This window comes from Limnohabitans sp. TEGF005, assembly GCF_055394835.1.
The window spans coordinates 710,597-731,773 of the sequence record NZ_AP029226.1 but is presented as its reverse complement, the minus strand read 5'-3'; the positions used below and the strand labels follow the sequence as shown (position 1 = coordinate 731,773).

Annotated in this window: 20 protein-coding genes; 10 read left to right on the top strand and 10 right to left on the bottom strand. The window is 59.1% G+C overall.

The window, feature by feature from the left end; genetic code table 11:
• Window positions 1–1,005, top strand: a complete 1,005-nt coding sequence (locus ACZ5RG_RS03495) for a recombination-associated protein RdgC (RefSeq protein ID WP_464447796.1) — start codon at window positions 1–3, stop codon at window positions 1,003–1,005.
• 21 nt (window positions 1,006–1,026) lie between these two features.
• Window positions 1,027–1,416 (top strand): fluoride efflux transporter CrcB, encoded by a 390-nt coding sequence (crcB, locus tag ACZ5RG_RS03490; protein WP_464447795.1) that lies wholly within the window; start codon window positions 1,027–1,029, stop codon window positions 1,414–1,416.
• 202 nt (window positions 1,417–1,618) lie between these two features.
• Here crcB and ACZ5RG_RS03485 read toward each other — a convergent pair whose 3' ends face one another.
• Genes ACZ5RG_RS03485 through ACZ5RG_RS03475 form a run of 3 tightly spaced genes read right to left on the bottom strand, consistent with a single transcriptional unit; the run spans window position 1,619 to window position 3,899 of the window.
• Window positions 1,619–2,416: an ABC transporter substrate-binding protein gene (locus ACZ5RG_RS03485; RefSeq protein WP_464448175.1), complete on the bottom strand. Its 798-nt coding sequence runs from the start codon at window positions 2,414–2,416 to the stop codon at window positions 1,619–1,621.
• Between the two features lie 14 nt (window positions 2,417–2,430).
• Entirely contained in the window at window positions 2,431–3,159 is a 729-nt protein-coding gene (locus ACZ5RG_RS03480) for an ATP-binding cassette domain-containing protein (protein ID WP_312261138.1), read from the bottom strand.
• Complete coding sequence (locus ACZ5RG_RS03475; RefSeq protein WP_315234962.1) at window positions 3,156–3,899, bottom strand: ABC transporter permease; 744 nt, start codon at window positions 3,897–3,899, stop codon at window positions 3,156–3,158. The genes ACZ5RG_RS03480 and ACZ5RG_RS03475 overlap by 4 nt, the downstream gene beginning before the upstream one ends.
• 129 nt (window positions 3,900–4,028) lie before the next feature.
• Between ACZ5RG_RS03475 and ACZ5RG_RS03470 the strand changes: the two genes are divergently transcribed.
• From ACZ5RG_RS03470 to ACZ5RG_RS03455, 4 genes are all read left to right on the top strand, one after another.
• Entirely contained in the window at window positions 4,029–5,150 is a 1,122-nt protein-coding gene (locus tag ACZ5RG_RS03470; protein ID WP_409418264.1) for a substrate-binding domain-containing protein, read from the top strand.
• A 198-nt stretch (window positions 5,151–5,348) separates the two neighbouring features.
• Entirely contained in the window at window positions 5,349–5,888 is a 540-nt protein-coding gene (locus tag ACZ5RG_RS03465) for a TRAP transporter small permease subunit (protein WP_298602216.1), read from the top strand.
• Between the two features lie 44 nt (window positions 5,889–5,932).
• Complete coding sequence (locus ACZ5RG_RS03460) at window positions 5,933–7,450, top strand: TRAP transporter large permease (RefSeq protein WP_298602213.1); 1,518 nt, start codon at window positions 5,933–5,935, stop codon at window positions 7,448–7,450.
• A gap of 57 nt (window positions 7,451–7,507) precedes the next feature.
• Window positions 7,508–8,002: a hypothetical protein gene (locus ACZ5RG_RS03455; protein ID WP_464447794.1), complete on the top strand. Its 495-nt coding sequence runs from the start codon at window positions 7,508–7,510 to the stop codon at window positions 8,000–8,002.
• An 80-nt stretch (window positions 8,003–8,082) separates the two neighbouring features.
• Here ACZ5RG_RS03455 and ACZ5RG_RS03450 read toward each other — a convergent pair whose 3' ends face one another.
• The 4 genes from ACZ5RG_RS03450 to xseB all read right to left on the bottom strand — a co-directional run bounded on the left by ACZ5RG_RS03450 (window position 8,083) and on the right by xseB (window position 12,369).
• On the bottom strand, window positions 8,083–9,162 hold the full coding sequence (locus ACZ5RG_RS03450; protein WP_464447793.1) for a TRAP transporter substrate-binding protein: 1,080 nt from the start codon (window positions 9,160–9,162) through the stop codon (window positions 8,083–8,085).
• Between the two features lie 190 nt (window positions 9,163–9,352).
• Entirely contained in the window at window positions 9,353–11,200 is a 1,848-nt protein-coding gene (gene dxs, locus ACZ5RG_RS03445; protein ID WP_464447792.1) for a 1-deoxy-D-xylulose-5-phosphate synthase, read from the bottom strand.
• A gap of 3 nt (window positions 11,201–11,203) precedes the next feature.
• Window positions 11,204–12,118, bottom strand: a complete 915-nt coding sequence (locus ACZ5RG_RS03440; protein WP_464447791.1) for a polyprenyl synthetase family protein — start codon at window positions 12,116–12,118, stop codon at window positions 11,204–11,206.
• Window positions 12,115–12,369 carry an exodeoxyribonuclease VII small subunit gene (gene xseB, locus ACZ5RG_RS03435; RefSeq protein ID WP_298603214.1) on the bottom strand — a complete coding sequence of 85 codons (255 nt, stop codon included), beginning with the start codon at window positions 12,367–12,369 and terminating at the stop codon, window positions 12,115–12,117. Before xseB ends, ACZ5RG_RS03440 begins: the two co-directional genes overlap by 4 nt.
• A 261-nt stretch (window positions 12,370–12,630) precedes the next feature.
• Here xseB and ACZ5RG_RS03430 point away from each other — a divergent pair, with 261 nt between their 5' ends.
• The 3 genes from ACZ5RG_RS03430 to ACZ5RG_RS03420 are packed head-to-tail and all read left to right on the top strand — an operon-like array spanning window position 12,631 to window position 15,545.
• Window positions 12,631–13,758 (top strand): aromatic ring-hydroxylating oxygenase subunit alpha, encoded by a 1,128-nt coding sequence (locus ACZ5RG_RS03430; protein ID WP_464447790.1) that lies wholly within the window; start codon window positions 12,631–12,633, stop codon window positions 13,756–13,758.
• A 26-nt stretch (window positions 13,759–13,784) separates the two neighbouring features.
• Window positions 13,785–14,672: a DMT family transporter gene (locus tag ACZ5RG_RS03425; protein ID WP_298603208.1), complete on the top strand. Its 888-nt coding sequence runs from the start codon at window positions 13,785–13,787 to the stop codon at window positions 14,670–14,672.
• A 15-nt stretch (window positions 14,673–14,687) separates the two neighbouring features.
• Window positions 14,688–15,545 (top strand): sulfurtransferase, encoded by an 858-nt coding sequence (locus tag ACZ5RG_RS03420; protein ID WP_464447789.1) that lies wholly within the window; start codon window positions 14,688–14,690, stop codon window positions 15,543–15,545.
• A 31-nt stretch (window positions 15,546–15,576) separates the two neighbouring features.
• Here the strand turns inward: ACZ5RG_RS03420 and ACZ5RG_RS03415 are convergent, their stop codons facing one another.
• Both ACZ5RG_RS03415 and ACZ5RG_RS03410 read right to left on the bottom strand, forming a co-directional pair.
• Window positions 15,577–16,425, bottom strand: a complete 849-nt coding sequence (locus ACZ5RG_RS03415) for a ZIP family metal transporter (protein ID WP_298600183.1) — start codon at window positions 16,423–16,425, stop codon at window positions 15,577–15,579.
• Window positions 16,426–16,493: 68 nt separating this feature from the next.
• Window positions 16,494–17,438 (bottom strand): dienelactone hydrolase family protein, encoded by a 945-nt coding sequence (locus ACZ5RG_RS03410; protein WP_315234955.1) that lies wholly within the window; start codon window positions 17,436–17,438, stop codon window positions 16,494–16,496.
• 42 nt (window positions 17,439–17,480) lie between these two features.
• Here ACZ5RG_RS03410 and ACZ5RG_RS03405 point away from each other — a divergent pair, with 42 nt between their 5' ends.
• Window positions 17,481–18,125 (top strand): glutathione S-transferase, encoded by a 645-nt coding sequence (locus ACZ5RG_RS03405; protein ID WP_464447788.1) that lies wholly within the window; start codon window positions 17,481–17,483, stop codon window positions 18,123–18,125.
• Window positions 18,126–18,128: 3 nt separating this feature from the next.
• Here ACZ5RG_RS03405 and polA read toward each other — a convergent pair whose 3' ends face one another.
• Window positions 18,129–20,984 carry a DNA polymerase I gene (gene polA / locus ACZ5RG_RS03400; RefSeq protein ID WP_464447787.1) on the bottom strand — a complete coding sequence of 952 codons (2,856 nt, stop codon included), beginning with the start codon at window positions 20,982–20,984 and terminating at the stop codon, window positions 18,129–18,131.
• Window positions 20,985–21,177: the final 193 nt, after the last annotated feature.

Genomic DNA, 21,177 nt, shown 5'->3' with positions numbered 1-21,177 from the left:
GTGTTCAAGAATGTGATGGTTTACCGCATCGGCGAGGGCTTCGCGCCCACATTGGCCGATGTGCAGGCGGCTCTGGAGCCGATCCAATTTGTGGAATGTGGCGCCAGCCAAGAAAAATCGATTGGCTGGGTGCCGCCACGCGGCGAAGCCCATGGCCCTTTGGTCGAGTCGGTGGCTGGGCAGTGGATCATGAAGCTGATGATCGAGTCCAAGGCGGTGCCCGGCAACGTGGTGCGCCGCAAGGCCGATGAACGCATCGCCGAAATCGAAGCGGCCACAGGCCGCAAGCCCGGCAAAAAAGAAAAGCGCGACCTGATGGACGAGGTGCTGCTGACGCTGCTGCCTCAGGCTTTTGCCCGCCAATCCAGCGTGCTGGTGTGGATGGACTTGGACAACCGCCGTCTGGTGCTGAATGCGGGCAGCCAAGGCAAGGCCGACGAAGTCATGTCGGCACTCATGAACGTGATGGGCGGTCTGTCAGTGTCTTTGATCCAAACCGTCACCTCGCCGCAAGCGGCCATGACGCAGTGGCTTTTGGCCCCCACGCCGGACGAATGGCCTGCCGACCTCACGGTGGAACGCGAAACCGTGCTCAAGTCCACCGGCGAAGATGCGGCCAGTGTGCGCTTCACGCGCCACCACCTGGCCAACGACGACGTGCGCAAACATGTGTTGGAAGGCAAACTGCCCACCCAGCTGGCGCTGAGCTGGGACGGCCGCGTGGCCTTTGTGCTGACCGAAACCCTGCAGCTCAAGAAAGTGCAATACCTTGATGGCGTCATGGACGAGTCGGGCACCGACAAGAAAGAAGACCGTTTTGATGCCGATATGGCCTTGTCCACCGGCTTGCTGGCCCCCCTGATCGACAGCCTGATCGAAGCCTTGGGTGGCGAGATGGAACTGGGCGCTGCGGGTACCGATGCCCTCACGGCGAATCCCGTACAAAAAACAGTCATTCCAACCGTCTTGGCAGGTGGGTCCGACGACGGAGACCCGCCTTTTTAACGCCACACAAGGACACGGCACATGTTCACAGTGATCGCCATTTGCATCGGTGCTTGTGTAGGTGCCTTGTCGCGCTGGCAATTGGGTTTGTGGCTCAACCTAACGCCCGCAGGCAGCGGCTTATTGCCCTGGGGCACCTTGGCGGCCAACCTGATCGGCGGTTACCTGGTGGGTGTTGGTGTGGGCGTGTTTCAGCAATTGCCTGAATTGGACCCGGTCTGGCGATTGGCTTTGATCACCGGATTTCTGGGGGCACTGACCACCTTCTCCAGCTTTTCGGCCGAAGTGGTGGCTCTGCTGCAGCAGGGGCGTTTCGCGGTAGCGGTTGGCACCGCTTCACTGCATCTTTTTGGTTCGTTGGCACTCACCTTGTTGGGCTTGAAGACCGTCAGCACACTGTGGGCACATTGATGGCCCCAGCCCTGAATCGTCTGCTCTGCCCCCGCTGCGCCGCATGCGCATGAGCGCGAGCGCACGTCATCACCGCCGCAGCGCCAAAGCCTGCTTATTCAGACCAAAACCTTGACGCCAGGGGCAAGGTGGCAAAAGCCACCAGCCCCCTGGGCATCTCCGATCCACGCTTTACCGCACACTCGGCATCGCTCGAGCCAGATTACTTGCCGGCATTAGGGAAAAACAACTGCTCTCCGCCGATTTTGTAATCGGCGATCACGGCTTGGCCAGCAGCCGTGGTGATCCAGTCGACAAACTTCTGTGCATCGGCCTGCTTGACGTGCGCATGCTTGGCCGGGTTGACCACCATCACGCCGTATTGGTTGAACAAGCGGTTGTCACCTTCGACCAAAATGGCCAGATCGGCGCGGTTCTTGAAGTTCAGCCAGGTGGCGCGGTCGGCCATCACATAGGCGCCCGAAGATGCCGCGATGTTCAGCGCCGGACCCATGCCGCAGCCACATTCCTTGTAGCCACTGCCTTTTTTGTCGGTCAAATTGGCCATCTTCCAAAAGCGCAGTTCGGCCGCATGCGTGCCGCTCTTGTCACCGCGTGACACAAAAGCTGCATTGCCACCCGACAACTTGGCCAAAGCCGCCACGATGTCTTTGCCTTTGGTGCCTGCCGGGTCGGCCTTGGGGCCAATCAGCACAAAGTCGTTGTACATCACAGGCAAGCGCTTGAGGCCAAAGCCATCGGCCACAAACTTTTCTTCGGCCACCTGGTCGTGCACAAACACCACGTCAGCGTCACCGCGACGCGCCATGTCCAGCGCTTGGCCCGTGCCCAGCGCCACCACTTTCACATCCAGCCCGCTGGCTTTTTTGAAGGCGGGCAACAGGTGCGCAAACAAGCCCGATTGCTCGGTCGAGGTGGTGGACGACATCACGATGGACTGGGCTTGCGCCCACGCCGATGTGGTGGCCAAAACCGCGCACACCAGGGCGCGACGGGTCATTGAGTTTTTAAAGGTCATAAAAGTTCTCCTTGAACAAAAGCATGGGCTGCTGGGCTGCACTCAGCCAGCAGGACGGGGTTGAAAAAATCGGCCACGGGCAGATCGGCCATGATGCGACCGCCCTCCAGATAAATGACTCGGGTGGACAGGCGCTTGACCTGGCCCAGGTTGTGGCTGGCCCAGATCAGCGTCACGGGCTGCGTTGCAGTGGAGCCCGCTGCAAATTCGGCCATCAAGGTCTCGACTTCGCGTTTGGCATGCGGGTCCAGACTGGCCGTGGGCTCGTCCAGCAGCAAGACATCGGGCTGCCGTGCCCAGGCGCGGGCCAATGCCAGTCGCTGCTGCTGGCCGCCAGACAATTGGCGACCGTTTTGCCCGGCCACAGATTGCAAGCCCACGCGCTGCAGAGCTTGCAGCGCCATCGCTTGCGCCGCTTTCCAGTTCAGGCCCCGTTGACGGTCCAGCCACAAGCCCAGTGCCACATTGTTCAAGGCCGACAGGCGCAGCAAGTGGGGTCTTTGGAACAGCATGGCCTGCTGCACGCCCGGCGCGTGCAGCACTTGGCCCTGAGAATGCGGCAGCAGTCCGTGCAAAGTACGCAGCAAAGTGCTTTTGCCCGAACCGTTGGCCCCCACCAGCGCCACGCGTTCTCCGGCCTCGATGCGCAAACTCACACCCGTCAAGGCCTGCTGTGCCCCCAATTGAACGCCGACGGCGTCCAGTGCGATCTGCACGGCCGTCATGGATGAACCCCATCTAAAGCGATGACTGGCAATGGCCTCGCGTGACGCCGCTCGCCCCACCGCCGAATCACGGCCAACAAGGCATTGAGCAGCAGCACCACCCCCAACAAAACCATGCCCAACCCCAGCGCCAGCGGCAAATCGCCCTTGCTGGTCTCGAGTGCAATGGCGGTGGTCATGACCCGGGTGAAGCCATCGATATTGCCACCCACAATCATCACGGCACCAACCTCCGAGATGGCACGGCCAAAGGCAGTGACGCCAATGGTCAGCAAGGCCAGGCGTTCATCCCAGGCCAGCAGCAAACTGCGCAGCCAAGGGCCAGCGCCAAGCGAGGCCCACTGCTCGCCGTGCTGACGCTCCACGTCCTCGACCACCTGCCGGGTCAATGCTGTGACCACTGGCACCACCAGGATGAACTGGGCCAACACCATGGCCTTAAAACTGAACATCCAGCCCAAAAATCCCAAAGGCCCGGTGCGCGAGAGCAGCAGATAAACCACCAGACCCACCACCACCGAAGGCAAAGCGAGCAAGGTGTTCAAGCCCAGAAGCACCGCGCCTCGGCCGCGAAAACGCGCCACCGCCAACCAGGCCCCCAGCGCTACGCCCACACCATAGGCCAGCAGGCAGGCCGTGGCACTGACGGCCAATGACCTCGCGACAACCACCCAAAGGGCTGGATCGGCAGAGGTGATGAGTTGCAACGCCGCGATGACGCTGTCGGAGAAGGTGTTCATGAGAGGGGGATGATGCTACCGGACGAACACCTCAGTCCGAGTAGGGGATGTCAACTATGAAATCAACTGCATACGACAAGCCCACTGTTTGTGGACGGATGCCACCAGGATTAAGGCAAACTCTTGCCTGTGCAACACATCAATCTTTCTTACAGCTGGACGCCACATCAAGACGAAGTGGCGCAGCGCCATCAAACCAGCCCCCTGCGCAACCCTTTGATGGACATGCTGCAAGCTGTACGCGAAGCAGGCTCGATTGCCGGAGCAGCCAAATCATTGCAACTGTCGTACCGACATGTCTGGGGAGAACTCAAGCGCTGGGAGCAAGCGCTTGAACAGCCCCTGATCCTCTGGGAAAAAGGCCACGCCGCCCGACTGAGCGAATTTGCCGACAAATTGCTGTGGGCCGAGCGCCAAGCACAGGCCCGGCTCGCCCCCCAAATCAGTGCCCTGCATGCCGAGCTGGAAAAAACGTTTTCTGTGGCTTTTGACCCTGAGCACCACGTGTTGCCCATTTTTGCCAGCCATGACGATGCGTTGGTTCAACTGAGAGAGCACGCAGCCAAACAGTCTCTGCACCTTGATTTGCGTTTTTGCGGCAGCGTCGACGCCATTCGCGCCTTGAATGAAGGCCGCTGCATCATGGCTGGCTTTCATGCGCCCTCTCAACCCGCCACAGATTCGCTGGTGGCACGCACATACAAACCGCTGCTCAAAACAGGTTTGCATAAACTGATTGGGTTTTCCAGCAGACAACAAGGCTTGATGGTGCAGCCCGGCAACCCCCTGGCGCTGCGCCGGCTGGACCATTTGCTCAGACCGGGCGTGCGTTTTGTCAACCGAAGCCCCGGAACAGGCACACGCCTACTGCTCGATCAATGGCTCACCGCCGCCGAACTGAACCACCAAAACATAGAAGGCTATGCACATGAAGAGCCTTCGCATGCGGCCATCGCCGCCTGCATTGCGGCAGGACAGGCCGATGTGGGTTTGGGCATCGGTTCAGCCGCTCAGGCACAAGGCCTGGATTTTGTCCCTCTTGAACAGGAAGACTACTGGCTTGTTTGCCTCAAAAGTGCCGTTGATTCCCCCCCTGTTCAGCATCTTTGCCGCTTGCTTCAGTCCGCAGATTGGACCGACCAGCTGAATGCCATGGCAGGCTACACCGCAGTCAACACATCCGGACAAATCCAATCCTTGAAGCAACGCCTGCCGTGGTGGACGCACCGTTCGCACAAACCAAAGCCATAAGTAATACCACGTACAAAGTATTTTTTAATGCCCGTTTGAGAGAAATTCAAACATCGACAGGTTAAATATCAGGCCTGCAACGCTTTAAAAAGGCGAATGCAAGGCTTACTCGTTGTTACCATTGACGGCGTTTGCAAAGCGCTTGCTTTGCGCAAGAGGCCTGACAGGCCTTTGTTATTTTTTGATTGGAGAGATGCCTTGACTGCCTTACTCAAATTTGCACGCTTCATGGACTGGCTGAGCGAAGGTTTCGGCAAGATCGCTTCGTGGGCCGTGTTTCTGGCGGCCATGATTTGTGCTGGAAATGCCTTCATCCGTTATGGTTTCGACTGGAGCTCCAACGGCCTGCTCGAAATCCAGTGGTACATGTTTGCTTGGGTGGTCATGGTCGGCGCGCCCTATGTGCTCAAGGTCAACGAGCATGTCCGCGTGGACCTGATCTACGGCAAACTCAAAGGCAACGCACCCGTTTATGTCGATATTTTCGGAATCATCGTGTTCCTGATGCCCATCATGGGCTATCTGGCATGGCTGTCTTTCCCTTACTTCATGAACACCTTGGTCTCAGGCGAAATGAGCCAGAACGCTGGTGGCCTGATTCGCTGGCCGGCCACTCTGGCGCTGCCCTTGGGCTTTGCCATGGTCTGGCTGCAAGGTCTGGCTGAGCTGATCAAACGTGTGGGTTACCTGACTGGCCAATACGCCATGGACACACACTATGAAAAGCCCCTGCAATGACATTCAGGCACTGAAATAGAACATAACAACAAAAAGGACACCAAATGCAAATGGAAAATTTCGCACCGATCATGTTCGCAGGCCTCGTCGTGGTGATGTTGGTCGGCTTCCCCGTCGCTTTCTCTCTCGCTGCACTGGGCCTGGCGAGTGGTTTTTATGCCATTGAAATGGGCTGGTTCCCCGTTGCCTTCATGAGCAACCTGCCCATCTCGATTTTCTCGATACTGAGCAACGACCTGCTGCTGGCGATCCCGTTCTTCACCTTCATGGGGACCATTCTTGAAAAATGTGGTCTGGCAGAAGACATGTTGGACTCGATGGGCCAATTGTTTGGCCCTGTGCGAGGAGGGCTGGGTTACTCGGTCATCATCGTGGGCTTCATTTTGGGGGCCATCACCGGCACCGTTGCGGGGCAAGTGATTGCCATGGCCTTGATTTCACTGCCTGTGATGATCCGCTACGGTTACAACATGCGCTACGCCACGGGCGTTTTGGCGGCATCGGGCACGATCACGCAATTGGTCCCTCCATCGCTGGTCTTGGTGGTGCTGGCCGACCAATTGGGCAAACCCGTAGGCGACATGTACAAGGGCGCTTGGGGCCCTTCGCTGATCCAGATTGGCATGTTCGCGCTTTACACCTACGGTTTGAGCCTCGTCAAACCCGAGTACGTTCCCGGCGTGCCTAAAGAAGCACGCACCCTGAACGGTTGGGCGCTGTGGGGCAAGTGCCTGAAGGGCATCATTCCATCGGCTGTGCTGATTTTCACCGTGCTGGGTTCGATGGGCGGCTTGCCGTTTCAAGACTCCGCACTGGCGACTCCGACCGAGGCCGGTGCCATGGGTGTGGTGGGCGCATTGATTCTGGCCGCCATGCACAAACGCCTGAACTGGAGTCTGTTGTGGGAAGCCATGCACGGGACCATGCGCCTGACGGCCATGGTTGTGTTCATTTTGATCGGCTCTCGGGTGTTCAGTCAGGTCTTCCAAGGTGTGGACGGGGCCAAATGGGTCGAACACTTGCTGACCGGCTTGCCGGGCGGTCAGGTGGGCTTCCTGATCGTGGTGAACCTGTTTGTGTTTTTCTTGGCCTTTTTCCTCGACTTTTTTGAAATTGCTTTCATCATCGTGCCGATGCTGGCCCCCGTGGCTGACAAGCTGGGGATTGACCTGATCTGGTTTGGTGTGCTGCTGTGCGTCAACCTTCAAACCAGCTTCATGCACCCACCATTCGGCTTTGCGCTTTTTTACTTGCGTGGCATTGCCGATACCTTGTTCAAGGACAAACGCATTCCTGTGGCCGTGAAATCGAGTGACATCTATTTGGGATCCATCCCTTGGGTGATCATGCAAATTTTGCTGGTAGTGATCGTGATCTTTGTACCGCAAACTGTGACCGCCTTCCTCGACAAGGAAGTCAAAGTGGACATCGACAAGGTGGTCATCGAGATGCCGCAAGACGGCCCCTCAGAACTGGAAACAGTGACGCCGGCAACAGGTGCTGAGCAAGAAAAAACCGACAAGGACGCGCAAGACAAGATTGACGACTTGTTTAAGAAATAAAGCGCTAGACCCCTTCAAACGCCTCGACTTCGAGGCGTTTTTTATGCGTAAACCTCAATGACACCCACACCCTTACCCGATTTGACCGAGCACTTGGGCCCCGCCCCTTTTCGCTTCACCCCAAAACACGAAACCGTGGCATCACCTGCATTCAGCCTGCCTTTCAAGGTCTTGGCCGTCTCGCTCTTGCTGGGCTTGGCTTTCTGGGCGTACCAATTGCACGGTCCCCAAATGGCACAAACCGACTACCTCTGGCTGTGGGCGGCATGGGGCATCATGGCCTACACCGTTGGCCACCTGCTGCTGGGAAAAACACGGTTGACATCCCAAACCTTGGAGCAAACCTGGATCTGGCACAAAAAGGTCGAGCTTCGTGACTTGGCCTACGTCAAACTGATCCGAGTCCCCGGCCTGGACGCCGTGATTGCACCACGCCTTTATGCCCGCACCTTGATGGGTAAATTCACCGTGATTTACGCATGCAGTCCGGAAATGATCGACGAGTTCAAACGGCTGGGGGCCGAACTCAAAGAGTTTCGATCCATGCGCTGATCGTCCTTTTCATCCCTTGAATATGGACATTCAAAAACAAAAAAACCGGCCTAGGCCGGTTTTTTTGTGCGTGAGTCAGATCACAACTTCTGAGCTTGCATGAACTTGTCAAAGGTGGCTTCGGTGAAGCGGAACCACAGGTTCTGGTCTGCCTGGAACTTGCGGTAGTCACCGTAAATTTTCTTCCAGTCAGGGTTCTTCTCGTTCAACTCTTCGTAAACCGCCATGGACTGCTTGAAGGCTTCTTTCATCACAGCATCAGGGAAAGCACGCAACTTAGTGCCTTTGCCCACGAGCTCTTTCAACGCCGCCGGATTCTTGGCATCGTACTTGGCCTGCATGGTGGTGTGTGCCACGGCTGCTGAGGCTGCAACGATCGCCTTGTTCTCTGGCGACAGTGCGTCGTAGGCTTTTTGATTGATGAAGAAGTCCAGCTGAGGGCCGCCCTCCCACCAACCTGGGTAGTAATAGAAGGGTGCCACTTTGTTGAAGCCCAGCTTCTGATCATCGTATGGGCCAATCCACTCGGCTGCGTCGATCGTGCCTTTTTCCAAAGACGTGTAGATCTCGCCACCAGGGATGTTTTGCGGCACACCGCCCATGCGCTCAAGCACGCGGCCAGCAAAGCCACCGATGCGCATTTTGAGACCCTTGATGTCTGCAACGGTCTTGATCTCTTTGCGGTACCAGCCGCCCATCTGGGCACCTGTGTTGCCACCTGGGAAGCTGATCATGTTGTATTTGGCGTAGAACTCGCGCATCAGCTTCAAGCCATTGCCTTCGTACATCCAAGCCGTCATCTGGCGGCTGTTCAAGCCGAATGGAATGGCGCAACCCAGCGCGAAGGCTTCGTTTTTGCCGAAAAAGTAGTAAGGGGCGGTGTGAGCCATCTCAACCGAACCTTGCTGCACTGCGTCCACCACGCCAAAGGGGGGTGTGATTTCGCCAGCGGCATGCACCGAAATTTCAAATTTGCCACCCGACATGACTTTGACATTCTGTGCAAAGACATCGGCTGCGCCGTGAATGGTGTCCAGCGCCTTGGGGAAGCTGGAGCTCAGGCGCCAGCGGATGGCAGCTTGAGCATGAACAGCTGGAGCGACACCAGCGGCCAAGACGCCAGCCAAGCCAGCGTTTTTAATGACGGAACGACGATCCATGAATGGACTCCTGTTGAAAATGTAAGACACACCCGAGAGAGCCGGGCGTTGACTCTTGAGTCGGGCTCTATTGTAAGAAGTGCACGACTGCCAAGAGCCACGGGTTTACCCTTTTTGTGCAATCTGGAATCGAAATTTGGTTGAAATTCAATGCATTTGAAAAGAATTCAGCCTGCTACTGGAGGGGACTTCAATCGGGCCAGCGCAGCCGAATGGCGCGCTCAATGCCCACCGCATCCAGCCCCTGCGAGACCAGCAACTTGGCAGGGTCACCATGCTCGATGAATTCATCGGCAAAGCCCAACTGCAACAAAGGCCGAACCAGCTTGGCGGCTTGCAGCGCTTCTGACACCGCACTGCCTGCGCCGCCCATGATGCAACCGTCTTCCAGGGTGACCAGCCTCTCGTGACTTTGGGCCATCTGCGTCAGCAATTCTGTGTCCAGCGGCTTGACCCAGCGCATGTTGACCACCGTGGCATTGAGTTTCTCTGCCGCTTGCAGGGCCGGAGCCAGCAGGCTGCCAAAGACCAAAATGGCCAGCTGTTCGCCCTGGCGGCGCACTTCACCTTTGCCGAAGGGCAAAACATCCAAGTCACAGCCGGGCACCGCGCCCACACCAGCCCCGCGTGGGTAACGCACGGCGACCGGGTGGTTTTGGGCGTATGCAGTGCTCAGCAATTGGCGGCACTCGCGCTCATCGGCCGGGCAAGCCAGGCTCATGTTCGGAATGCAACGGACAAACGCGATGTCATATGCCCCAGCGTGGGTCGCGCCATCTGCGCCCACCAGCCCGGCACGGTCGATCGCAAAAACCACCGGCAGGTTTTGCAGGGCCACGTCGTGGATCAACTGGTCGTAGGCACGTTGCAAAAACGTCGAATAAATCGCCACCACGGGCTTGAGGCCTTCGCAGGCCATGCCTGCGGCAAAGGTGACGGCATGCTGCTCGGCGATGCCCACGTCGTAATAACGGTCAGGAAAACGGCGGTGAAATTCCAGCATCCCGGAGCCTTCGCGCATGGCTGGCGTGATGCCCACCAGCCGCTTATCTTGCTCGGCCATGTCACACAACCACTGGCCAAACACTTGGGTGAAGGTGGTTTTAGGCGGCGTAACGGGGGGCAGCAAGCCCACATTCGGATCAAATTTACCGGGTCCGTGATAGGCCACTGGATCGGCCTCGGCCAGTTTGTAGCCTTGGCCCTTTTTGGTGACCACATGCAAGAACTGCGGGCCATCAAGGTGCTTGATGTTTTCCAGCGTCGGGATCAGCGATTCGAGATCGTGCCCGTCGATCGGTCCGATGTAGTTGAAGCCAAATTTCTCGAACAACGTGGCTGGCACCACCATGCCTTTGGCATGCTCTTCGAGGCGCTTGGCCAACTCAAACAGCGGCGGCGCGTTCTTGAGCACGTTTTTACCAACCGTTTTGGCTGCCGAATAAAAACGCCCACTCATCAGCTGGGCCAGGTAGCGGTTGAGTGCCCCCACCGGCGGGCTGATCGACATGTCGTTGTCGTTCAGGATCACCAGCAGCTTGCAATCCTCGACGCCCGCGTTGTTGAGTGCCTCAAAAGCCATGCCAGCCGTCATGGCGCCATCGCCAATCACCGCAATCGCATGGCGTGACTCGCCCTTTTGGCGGGCGGCCAAAGCCATGCCCAAAGCCGCAGAAATGCTGGTCGATGAATGCCCCACGCCAAAGGTGTCGTATTCACTTTCGTCGCGGCGCGGAAACCCCGATAAGCCGCCCATTTGGCGCAAGGACGGCATGCGATCGCGCCGCCCAGTAAGGATTTTGTGCGGGTAAGTCTGGTGCCCAACATCCCACACGATGCGGTCTTCTGGCGTGTTGAACACGTAGTGCAACGCCACCGTCAACTCGACTGTGCCGAGATTGGAGCTGAGGTGACCACCCGTTTTGGACACGTTGTCCAAAACACAGTTTCTCAATTCATCGGCCAGGCGCGGCAACTCGTGGCGCGGCAAGCGGCGCAGGTCTGCAGGCGAGGCGATGGTTTGGAGTAATGCGGTCATAAATCAGTTGTTTCGTTGTACCACCATGGCGGTCAGACCACGCAATGCCGCCAGACGGGCATCGGGCAGTCCGGTATCGGCAAGGGCCTGCATGGCCTGATCGGCCAAGTCGTCGGCGTAAGCCTTGGCGGCTTCGAGCCCCATCAGGGCGACATAAGTCGGCTTATCAGCCGCCTCGTCTTTGCCTGCCGTTTTACCCAAGGTGGCCGAATCGGCCGTCACGTCCAGCACATCGTCCACCACCTGAAAAGCCAGGCCCAGTGCCTGACCGAAACGGGCCAAGGCAGTCTGCGCAGCATCGGGCACACCGGCCACACCGGCCACACAAGCCACGCCCATTTGCACACTGCACAACAGCAAAGCGCCAGTTTTGAGGCGGTGCATCTGGCGCAACTGGTCTTCGCTCAGACGCTGGCCCACGCTCGCCAGGTCAATCGCCTGGCCCCCGGCCATGCCTTGGTAGCCAGAGGCACGCGCCAACAAAGCCACACAGGTCGCTTGAGCCGATGCCGCCACACTGCCGTCCTGGGGGGTCAGCATTTCAAACGCCAAAGTTTGCAAGCCATCGCCCGCGAGCAAGGCCTGCGCCTCACCAAATTGCACATGCACTGTCGGTTTGCCGCGCCGAAGCACATCGTTGTCCATGCAGGGCATGTCGTCGTGCACCAGCGAATAGGCATGGATCAGCTCGATCGCACAGGCCGCATTCAGGGCGGCCGCACTTTGTCGGGCATCGCCTAAAGCCTCGGCAGTGGCCAGCACCAGCAAGGGGCGCAGGCGTTTGCCGCCATCGAGCACGGCATAACGCATGGCCTGACCCAAAGCGGCGGGCGATTCGGCCTGAATGGCATCGGACAAAGCAGCCTCTACGCGGTCCAGATGCACTTGCATCCAGGCTTTCAGGTCAAAAGGACTCATGCGCCACTCCAGGGTTTGAGTTGACCGCCGTCCAGTACCTGAATCTGGTCTTCCACTGCCTTGAGCTTGTCGCGGCAAAAAGTCAGCAAAGCCGCGCCGCGCTGGTAGCCGCTGAGCAACTGGTCCAAGGGCATCTGACCCGACTCCAATTGCCCCACCAAAAGCTCCAACTCGGATAAAGCAGCCTCGTAAGTTGCGGGCAAAGCCGGCACAAGGGCGTCAGCGAGGTCGGATTTGGCAGCCTTGGGCATAAAAGTGTTCCGGGAAAAGCGTCAATTTTAGGCGTTAAGCATCCGTCCAGCTGACAAAAGCCCCTTTAGTCCGCCTGCACAAAGCGTCATTTCGGCGCATTTTCAGGATGTGTGGCCGAACAGCCCGCTGCGCAAGGGCCTCCGGGGTAGAATCAAAGCTCATCGGCAGGAAATTTCCTGTCATTTTTTTGCGCCGTTTTCATTGAATTCAGCGCTTTGTCCCTGCCCCTTCATAGGGGGAGTCTCTAGGTCAGGTCACCCATGTCTGATTTAAGTCTTCAACTGCAGCAGGCCGCAAGCCAACTACCAGTTTCCACTTATTTCGATGAGGCGCTGTTTCAGCGCGAATTGAACACGCTCTTCCGGCAAGGCCCCCGCTACGTGGGCCACCAGCTGGCAGTGCCCAACCCGGGCGATTATTACGCCCTGCCCCACGAAGCCGAAGGCCGTGCCTTGGTGCGCAACGACCAAGGCGGGGTCGAACTCGTCTCCAACGTCTGCCGCCACCGCCAAGCGGTCATGCTGAATGGCCGAGGCAATCTGCAGACCCAGCAAAAAGGCAGTGCTGGCGGCAACATCGTCTGCCCCTTGCACCGCTGGACCTACGCACCAGACGGACAACTGCTGGGTGCGCCGCACTTTTCGCACGACCCCTGCCTGAATCTGAACAACTACAAGTTACAGACATGGAACGGCCTGTTGTTTGAAGACAATGGTCGCGACATCGCCGCCGATCTGGCCGGCATGGGGCCACGCTCGCAGCTCGATTTTTCGGGCTACGCGCTTGACCGGGTCGAGTTGCACGAATGCAATTACAACTGGAAGACCTTCATCGAGGTCTATCTGGAGGACTACCACGTGGGTCCTTTCCACCCGGGACTGGGCCAGTTTGTGACCTGCGACGACCTGAGCTGGGAGTTCAAGGAACACTATTCGGTGCAGACCGTGGGCGTGTCGGGCGGCTTTGGCAAACCCGGCTCGGACACCTACAAAAAATGGCACGAGGTGCTGCTGAAGTACCGCAACGGCCAGTTGCCCGAACGCGGCGCCATTTGGCTGACGTATTACCCGCACATCATGGTCGAGTGGTACCCGCATGTGCTCACGGTGTCTACCCTGCACCCGATCAGCGCCAACAAGACGCTGAACATGGTGGAGTTTTATTACCCCGAAGAAATCGTCGCCTTTGAGCGCGAATTCGTCGAGGCACAGCAGGCCGCTTATATGGAAACCTGCATCGAGGACGACGAGATCGCCGAGCGCATGGATGCGGGCCGCAAAGCCCTGCTGGCGCGTGGCGACAACGAGGTCGGTCCCTACCAAAGCCCCATGGAAGACGGCATGCAGCACTTCCACGAGTGGTACCGCCGCCAGATGAAAAGCCTCTAAGAAGACCCTCTGAGCAGAAAGCACCGATGCAAGCCTCCTGGATGATTCTGGCGTCGCTGTTTTTTGCGACGATGAGTGTTTGCATCAAATTCGCCGCACCGCATTTCGACACTTTTGAATTGGTCTTCTACCGGGGACTGATCGGCATGGCCTTCATGGCCACCTTGTGCAAGGTGCAAAAAGTGCCTTTGCGCACAACGATCCCCATGATGCACGTCTGGCGCTCCATCATCGGTGTTGCCTCGCTATCGGCCTGGTTTTACGCCATTGCCCATTTGCCATTGGCTACAGCCATGACGCTCAACTACATGAGCGGGGTGTGGGTGGCGGCCTTTTTGATCGGCGGCACCTTGGTCATGGGCCGCTTGCAAGACGCGGGCAAACAAGGTCCGATTGTGCTCACGGTGATCGCTGGCTTCAGTGGCGTGATCATGATCTTGCGCCCCACCATCGAGCAAAACCAGCTGTTTGCAGGCGTCATCGGTCTGCTTTCCGGCTTAGGGGCTGCACTGGCCTACATGCAAGTGGCCGCACTGGGCCGAGTAGGCGAACCAGAATCCCGCACGGTTTTTTACTTCTCCATCGGCACCACGGTCGTGGGTGGTGTGGTCATCTTGTTCTCGGGTGCCAGTGCCTGGACCTGGCCAGCCGCCTTGTGGCTGCTGCCGATTGGCGTGCTGGCCGCCCTGGGCCAGCTGAGCATGACCAAAGCTTACAGCCGAGGTGCCACCTTGGTGGTGGCCAACTTGCAATATTCGGGCATCGTATTTGCTGCCCTGTATGGCCTTTTCTTGTTTGGCGACCAGATTCCCCTGATTGGCTGGGCGGGCATGGCGCTCATCATTGCCAGCGGCATAGCGGCCACCGCCTTGCGCAGCCGCGCCCTGCCCCGCGCCCCTGCCGAAGAACACTGACCCCGGAGACACCGCATGTACAGCTTGTTGATCAACGCCCGCGAATTGCAACAACTGCAGCAACAAGGCACCGCCTGCGCTGTGCTGGATTGCAGTTTTGATTTGATGAAACCGGAACTGGCCGATGGTTTTTTTGAAGCGGCGCACATTGCGGGTGCCAGGCACGCCCATCTGGACAAGCACTTGAGCACACACCACCCGGACCAAGCGGTGAACGGTGGGCGTCACCCCTTGCCTCAGCGTGACATCGTGGCGCAGTGGCTGGGCAGCATGGGCATCCACAATGACATGCAAATCGTGGTGTACGACCGCAACAAAGGCCATTACTGCGGCCGTTTGTGGTGGATGCTGAAATGGCTGGGACACGACGCTGTCGCGGTACTCGATGGCGGACTGCAAGCTTGGGAGGCTGCAGGCGGCAGCTTGGCCTCGGGACCAGCCCCCGCGGTGATGCCCGCGCAGTTTGAGCTGAAAGCGCCGCTGCGCCAATTGGTGCTCACCGCGAAGGTCGCCACCGAATTGGGCAAACCCACGCAAACCATCATCGACGCCCGCGCCGGAGCGCGTTACCGAGGCGAGGTGGAGCCACTCGACCCTGTGGCGGGGCACATTCCCGGAGCACTCAACCGACCATTCACCGAGAACTTCACCGAAGACGGCTTCTTTAAATCAGCCGCAGTGCTCAAAACCGAATGGGACAAAGTACTGGCTGGGCGCACCGTCAGCAGCGTGGTGCACCACTGCGGCAGCGGCGTGACCGCAGTGCCCAACCTGATCGCGATGGAGTTGGCAGGCTTTGGGCCTACGGCGCTGTATGCGGGCAGCTGGAGCGAGTGGAGCCGCACCCCAGGCCTGGCCTGCGCTCAGGGCTGAGCGCCGCCCGCAGCCAAACCACAGAGCTCATTCAGTGGCTGTGGCCCGCTGCCGAACTGACCAGCACCACCATCCCCATACCCACGGCCAGCCAGATGATTTGTGCTGCGGTCTCTCGTGCAGACAGGCGTTTTTGCAATTGGGGAATCAAGTCTGCCAGTGCGACATAAATAAAGCTGCTGCTGGCGACCACCAAAAAGTACGGCAGCCAGTCGTGCAAAGCATCGACCAGCACATAGCCCACGGCGCCACCAAAAGCCGTGATGGCCCCGGCCATGGAAACCTTGACGATGGCCGCTCGGCGACTGCTGCTGCCTTGGCGCAAAACGGCCAAGTCACCCATGTGGTGCGGCACTTCGTGTGCCATCACGGCCAAAGCGGCAATCACACCCAGGCGCATGTCCGCCATGAAAGCCGATGCGATGAGGATGCCATCGCCAAAACAATGCACGCTGTCTCCCGCCAAAACGGCCCACTGACCTCGCGGAAGATCACTCACAGTCCCTGAGCTTGCAGGGTGGTGTCCATGCACTTCGTCGTGCGCATGGGCCTCGGCATGGTCATGGTCATGGCCGTGTGCATGACCGCTGTTGTGCCCGTGATGGTGCTCATGCCCGTGGTGCCAAAGCTCGGCTTTGTCGAGCAAAAAGAAAAACACCAAGCCCAGCAAGAGCGTCAGAAACAGCTCATGCGCTCCAGCTTCGCTTTCGAAAGCCTCGGGCAACAAATGCAAAAAAGACGTGGCCATCAAGGCCCCAGCAGCCAGACTCAGCATGTGCTGGGTGTAGCGGCTCAAAATGCCAAAACTGAGCCAAGCCGCCACCCAGACGCTGCCGATGCCCGCCACCAAAGTGCCCACCAAAATCGCCAATAAAGTCATCATGTTTCCCGGAATGCTGTGCACCCCAAAACAAACCGCCCCAAAGGGCGGTTGTTGCGTTCAAAAAGTCAAGCCACACCCTGGCGCTTGAGCCAGGCCAGCAAGCGCTGCCAGCCGTCTTCTGCCGCCGCCACGCGGTAGCTGGGACGGTAATCGGCATGGAAAGCATGCGGAGCCTCAGGATAAACCACAAACTCACTGGCTTTGGCCGCAGCTGGGCCCTGCGCCAGTTCAGCTTTCATCTTATCAACCGTGTCAAGGGGGATGCCCGTGTCGGCAGCACCGTACAAGCCCAACACCGGTGCCTTCAGCTTGCCCACCAGAGCCAGCGGGTGCGTGGGCGTCTGCGCTGTCGCATTGCCCACCAAGCGGCCGTACCAGGCCACACCCGCCTTGATTTTGGGTTGGTGCGCGGCATACAGCCAAGTGATGCGGCCACCCCAGCAAAAGCCGGTGATGGCCAGCTTGTCGGTGTTGCCACCGTTGGTCGCCGCCCAAGCCACACAGGCGTCCAGATCGGCCATGACCTGGCCATCGGGCACTTTGGAAATCACCTCGGCTTGCAGTTTGGCGATTTCACCGTACGCACTGGCGTCGCCCTGGCGCACGAACAGCTCGGGCGCAATCGCCAAGTAACCGGCCTGGGCCAGACGGCGAGTGACGTCAGCGATGTATTCGTGCACACCAAAGATCTCGGAAATCACCAGCACCACGGGCAAACCGGTTTTGCCTGCAGGTGCGCTGCGGTAGGCGGGCATCTTGAAACCATTCACATCAATGGTCACCTCGCCAGAAACCAAACCCGTTGAAGGGGTCTTGATGGCCGTTTGGGCCATGATCGGCATGGCAGCTGCGGCATAACCTACGCCCAAAGCGGCTTTCAAAGCCACTCGGCGTGTGGCACCGCTGGCGCCAATTCGTCCGCCCAGCAGGGCTTGTGTGTCGTTAATCAGATCGTTGTTCAAGGCGCGTCTCCAAAATCGTCCGTGAAAGGGGTGCTTATCTTGGCACATGCGCTTTTTTGTTGCACGAACCCGGACATTTAAACTGCTCCCATGCCCGACACTGCCCTGCCCATTTTGTATTCGTTTCGCCGCTGCCCCTATGCCATGCGAGCCCGACTGGCATTGCATGTCAGCGGCCTGGCGCACGAGCACCGTGAGGTGGTTTTGAAGCACAAACCCGCCCACATGCTGGCCTTGTCGCCCAAAGGCACGGTCCCGGTTTTGTGGCTGCGAGCCTCTTCGGGTGATCAAATTCTGGACCAAAGCCTGGACATCATGCTGTGGGCACTTCGCCAGCACGACCCACTGGCGTGGCTGGCCGATACGGATCAGGCCATGGCCGACGCGCAGGCCCTCATCGCACACAACGACGGCCCCTTCAAATACCACCTAGACCGTTACAAATACCCCAACCGCTCAGGTTTAGAAAGTGGCCATGCCGACCGTGACCTGGCCGCAGTCTGGCTGCATTCGCTCGATGCCCGTTTGCAGGCGCAGCCTTTTCTGGCTGGTACGCATGAAGGCTTGGCCGACGCGGCCTTAGCCCCTTTCATCAGGCAATTTGCCCACACCGATCCGGGCTGGTTTGCGGCGCAGCCCTGGTCTGACCTGCTTGCATGGCTGGCTCGATTTGAGGCCTCTGAGCTGTTCAAGGCCATCATGCACAAGCATGCGCCGTGGCAAGAGGGCGCTTGATGCTCAGTGCGCCTGTTCCCAACTGGGCCCAAAACCCACTTCGGCCAGCAAAGGCACTTTCAGATCGGCCACGCTGGCCATGATGCGCGGCACCTCGGTGCGCACCCATTCCACCTCAGCCTCAGGCACCTCGAACACCAGTTCGTCATGCACCTGCATGATGACTTTGGTGGCCTTGCCTTGCTCGTCCAGCGCTTTTTGCACCGCCACCATGCTCAGCTTGATCAAATCTGCCGCTGTGCCCTGCATGGGCGCATTGATGGCGGCTCGCTCGGCCCCGGCGCGGCGCGGGCCGTTGGGGCTGTTGATCTCGGGCAGCATCAAGCGGCGACCAAACACCGTCTCGACATAGCCCAAGGCCTTGGCCTGTTCACGGGTGGCGTCCATGTACTGCTTGACCCCCGCAAAGCGTTCAAAGTAACGGGCGATGTAGTTCTTGGCAGCCGTGTTGTCGATGCCCAGCGCCTTGGCAAGCCCAAAGGCGCTCATGCCGTAAATCAGGCCGAAGTTGATGGTCTTGGCGTAACGGCGCTGCTCGCTGCTCACCGTATCGGGCGTGAGGCCAAACACCTCGGCGGCGGTGGCCTTGTGCACATCGAGTCCGTCATGAAAAGCCTTGAGCAAGGCCGCATCGTCGCTCAGGTGCGCCATGATGCGCAGCTCGATCTGGCTGTAGTCGGCGCTGGCGATCACGCAGCCGGGCGGGGCCACAAAGGCCTCGCGCACCTTGCGGCCTTCGGCGGTGCGCACCGGGATGTTTTGCAGATTAGGCTCGTTGCTCGACAGGCGGCCTGTCACGGCCACGGCCTGCGCGTAATGCGTGTGCACACGGCCTGTGCGCGGCAGCGCCATTTGCGCCAATTTGTCGGTGTAAGTGCCCTTGAGCTTGGACAGGCTGCGGTGCTCCAGGATGCGGGCAGGCAGCGGGTAGTCTTCGGCCAGTTTTTCCAGCACCTCTTCGTCGGTGCTGCGTGCGCCCGTGGCGGTTTTCTTGATGACGGGCAGGCCCAGCTTGTCAAAAAAGATTTCGCCCAGCTGCTTGGGGCTGGCCAGGTTGAAGGGCTGCCCCGCGATCTCGTAAGCCTCGGTTTCGAGCTGCACAATGCGCTCGCCCAGCGCCTGGCTTTGCGCGGCCAGCGTGGGTGCGTCGATCAGCACGCCATTGCGCTCGATGCGGTAGAGCGCTTCGCTGGTCTGGATTTCCAGCTCATAAACATACTTGAGTCCCGCATGCGCCTCGATCTGCGGCCAGAGCGCCAGGTGCACATCCAGACACTGGTCCGAGTCTTCGCACGAATAATTCGCCGCCTTGTCCACATCCACCTGCGCAAACGGGATCTGGTGCACACCCTTGCCACACAGGTCTTCGTACGTCACGCCTTTGCGCCCCACATGGCGCTCGGCCAGGCTAGAGAGGCCGTGAGGTTTGTGCACTTCGAGCACATAGCTCTCGAGCATGGTGTCGTGGGCGTAGCCCTGCACCTCAATGCCGTGGTTGGCGAACACATGCCGGTCGTATTTGATGTTCTGGCCCAACTTGTGACGGGCCGGGTTTTCCAGCCAGCCCTTGAGCTTGGCCAACACCTCAGCCAAAGGCAGTTGCTCGGGCGCACCCGGGCCGTTGTGGGCCAGCGGAATATAGGCCGCCTCGCCCGGCTGCACGCTCAGCGAAATGCCCACGATCTCGGCACGCATGGCGTCGAGCGAGGTGGTTTCGGTGTCGATGGCCGTCAGTGGGGCTTGCTCAATCCGGGCGAACCACTGGTCAAACGTGGCCCAGTCGAGCACCGTGTCGTATTTCAAGTCGCCATTGACCGAACTGGCCGCGATGGCGGCACTGTCCTGCACGGGCAATGCCAGTGCTTCTTCATCTTCCGAAGCACCGAACAAATCCCCCATGCCCATGCCCGTACTCTTGGGCTTGGCGGTTTTGGCTTTGGGCGCGGGCGCAGGCATGGCCCCACCCAGCGACTGCACCAAACCTTTGAAGCCATAGGTCTGGTAAAAATTCAGCAACTTGTCTTTGTCGGGCTCGTGCAGGTGCAAGCTGGCCAATGAGGGCAAATCGGGCACCCAGCCATTCAAATCGCAATCGATCTTCATGGTCACCAAGGCGCGGCCTTTGGGCAGCCAGTCCACGGCCTGGCGCAAGTTTTCACCTGCCACGCCCTTGATCTCGTGGGCGTTTTCCATCAGCTTGTCGAGCGAGCCGTATTCGAGCAGCCACTTGGCCGCTGTCTTGGGGCCCACTTTATGCACGCCGGGCACGTTGTCCACCGGGTCGCCCACCAAGGTCTGGTAGTCAATCATCAGCGAGGGCGGCACGCCAAACTCTTCGGTCACACCCGCCACATCGCGCACCTTGCCGTTCATCGTGTCGATGATGGTGATGTGCGCGTTGACCAGCTGGCTCAGGTCCTTGTCGCCGCTTGACACCGTGACCTGGATGCCCTGCTGGGCGGCCGTGTGCGCCAGCGTGGCGATCACGTCGTCGGCCTCCACGCCGGGCACGTCCAGCACCGTCCAGCCCATCAGGCGCACCAGTTCGTGAATGGGTTCGATCTGCGTGCGCAAATCGTCAGGCATAGGACTGCGGTGGGCCTTGTACTCGGGGTACATCTCGTCGCGGAAAGTGGGGCCTTTGGCGTCGAACACGCAAGCGGCATAGACGGCGGGCACATCCTTGCGCAGCCGCTCCATCATGTTGATCATGCCGCGAATGGCGCCCGTCGCGGCACTCGTCGGATCGCCGGGGACGGCCCGCAGGTCGGGCATGGCGTGGAATGCACGGTACAGGTAGCTGGAGCCGTCGACCAGCAAGAGGCTGGGTTTGGATGTTTCAGGGGTGTTTTCGCTCATCCCCCGATTGTGTACCGGCTTTACACCCGAAAAACCACCATGACTTGGGGCTGGCGGCGCGGGGCCTCAGAGGCGCTTCGCTTTGCCACATCGGCCCCGCGCCGCCAGCCCTTCCCGGATCATTTTTGACTTATCGCCCTCTACAATCGTCGTTTTATTACCCAAGCCAGCCCGAGCTGGCGCTCACACCTCT

Excerpts from the sequence above, each read along its gene's own strand:
- crcB (WP_464447795.1), top strand. The coding sequence starts at position 1,027 with ATGTTCACAGTGATCGCCATTTGCATCGGTGCTTGTGTAGGTGCCTTG.
- ACZ5RG_RS03485 (WP_464448175.1), bottom strand. The coding sequence starts at position 2,416 with ATGACCCGTCGCGCCCTGGTGTGCGCGGTTTTGGCCACCACATCGGCG.
- ACZ5RG_RS03480 (WP_312261138.1), bottom strand. The coding sequence starts at position 3,159 with ATGACGGCCGTGCAGATCGCACTGGACGCCGTCGGCGTTCAATTGGGG.
- ACZ5RG_RS03475 (WP_315234962.1), bottom strand. The coding sequence starts at position 3,899 with ATGAACACCTTCTCCGACAGCGTCATCGCGGCGTTGCAACTCATCACC.
- ACZ5RG_RS03460 (WP_298602213.1), top strand. The coding sequence starts at position 5,933 with ATGCAAATGGAAAATTTCGCACCGATCATGTTCGCAGGCCTCGTCGTG.
- ACZ5RG_RS03455 (WP_464447794.1), top strand. The coding sequence starts at position 7,508 with ATGACACCCACACCCTTACCCGATTTGACCGAGCACTTGGGCCCCGCC.
- ACZ5RG_RS03450 (WP_464447793.1), bottom strand. The coding sequence starts at position 9,162 with ATGGATCGTCGTTCCGTCATTAAAAACGCTGGCTTGGCTGGCGTCTTG.
- dxs (WP_464447792.1), bottom strand. The coding sequence starts at position 11,200 with ATGACCGCATTACTCCAAACCATCGCCTCGCCTGCAGACCTGCGCCGC.
- ACZ5RG_RS03440 (WP_464447791.1), bottom strand. The coding sequence starts at position 12,118 with ATGAGTCCTTTTGACCTGAAAGCCTGGATGCAAGTGCATCTGGACCGC.
- xseB (WP_298603214.1), bottom strand. The coding sequence starts at position 12,369 with ATGCCCAAGGCTGCCAAATCCGACCTCGCTGACGCCCTTGTGCCGGCT.
- ACZ5RG_RS03430 (WP_464447790.1), top strand. The coding sequence starts at position 12,631 with ATGTCTGATTTAAGTCTTCAACTGCAGCAGGCCGCAAGCCAACTACCA.
- ACZ5RG_RS03425 (WP_298603208.1), top strand. The coding sequence starts at position 13,785 with ATGCAAGCCTCCTGGATGATTCTGGCGTCGCTGTTTTTTGCGACGATG.
- ACZ5RG_RS03420 (WP_464447789.1), top strand. The coding sequence starts at position 14,688 with ATGTACAGCTTGTTGATCAACGCCCGCGAATTGCAACAACTGCAGCAA.
- ACZ5RG_RS03415 (WP_298600183.1), bottom strand. The coding sequence starts at position 16,425 with ATGACTTTATTGGCGATTTTGGTGGGCACTTTGGTGGCGGGCATCGGC.
- ACZ5RG_RS03410 (WP_315234955.1), bottom strand. The coding sequence starts at position 17,438 with ATGTGCCAAGATAAGCACCCCTTTCACGGACGATTTTGGAGACGCGCC.
- ACZ5RG_RS03405 (WP_464447788.1), top strand. The coding sequence starts at position 17,481 with ATGCCCGACACTGCCCTGCCCATTTTGTATTCGTTTCGCCGCTGCCCC.
- polA (WP_464447787.1), bottom strand. The coding sequence starts at position 20,984 with ATGAGCGAAAACACCCCTGAAACATCCAAACCCAGCCTCTTGCTGGTC.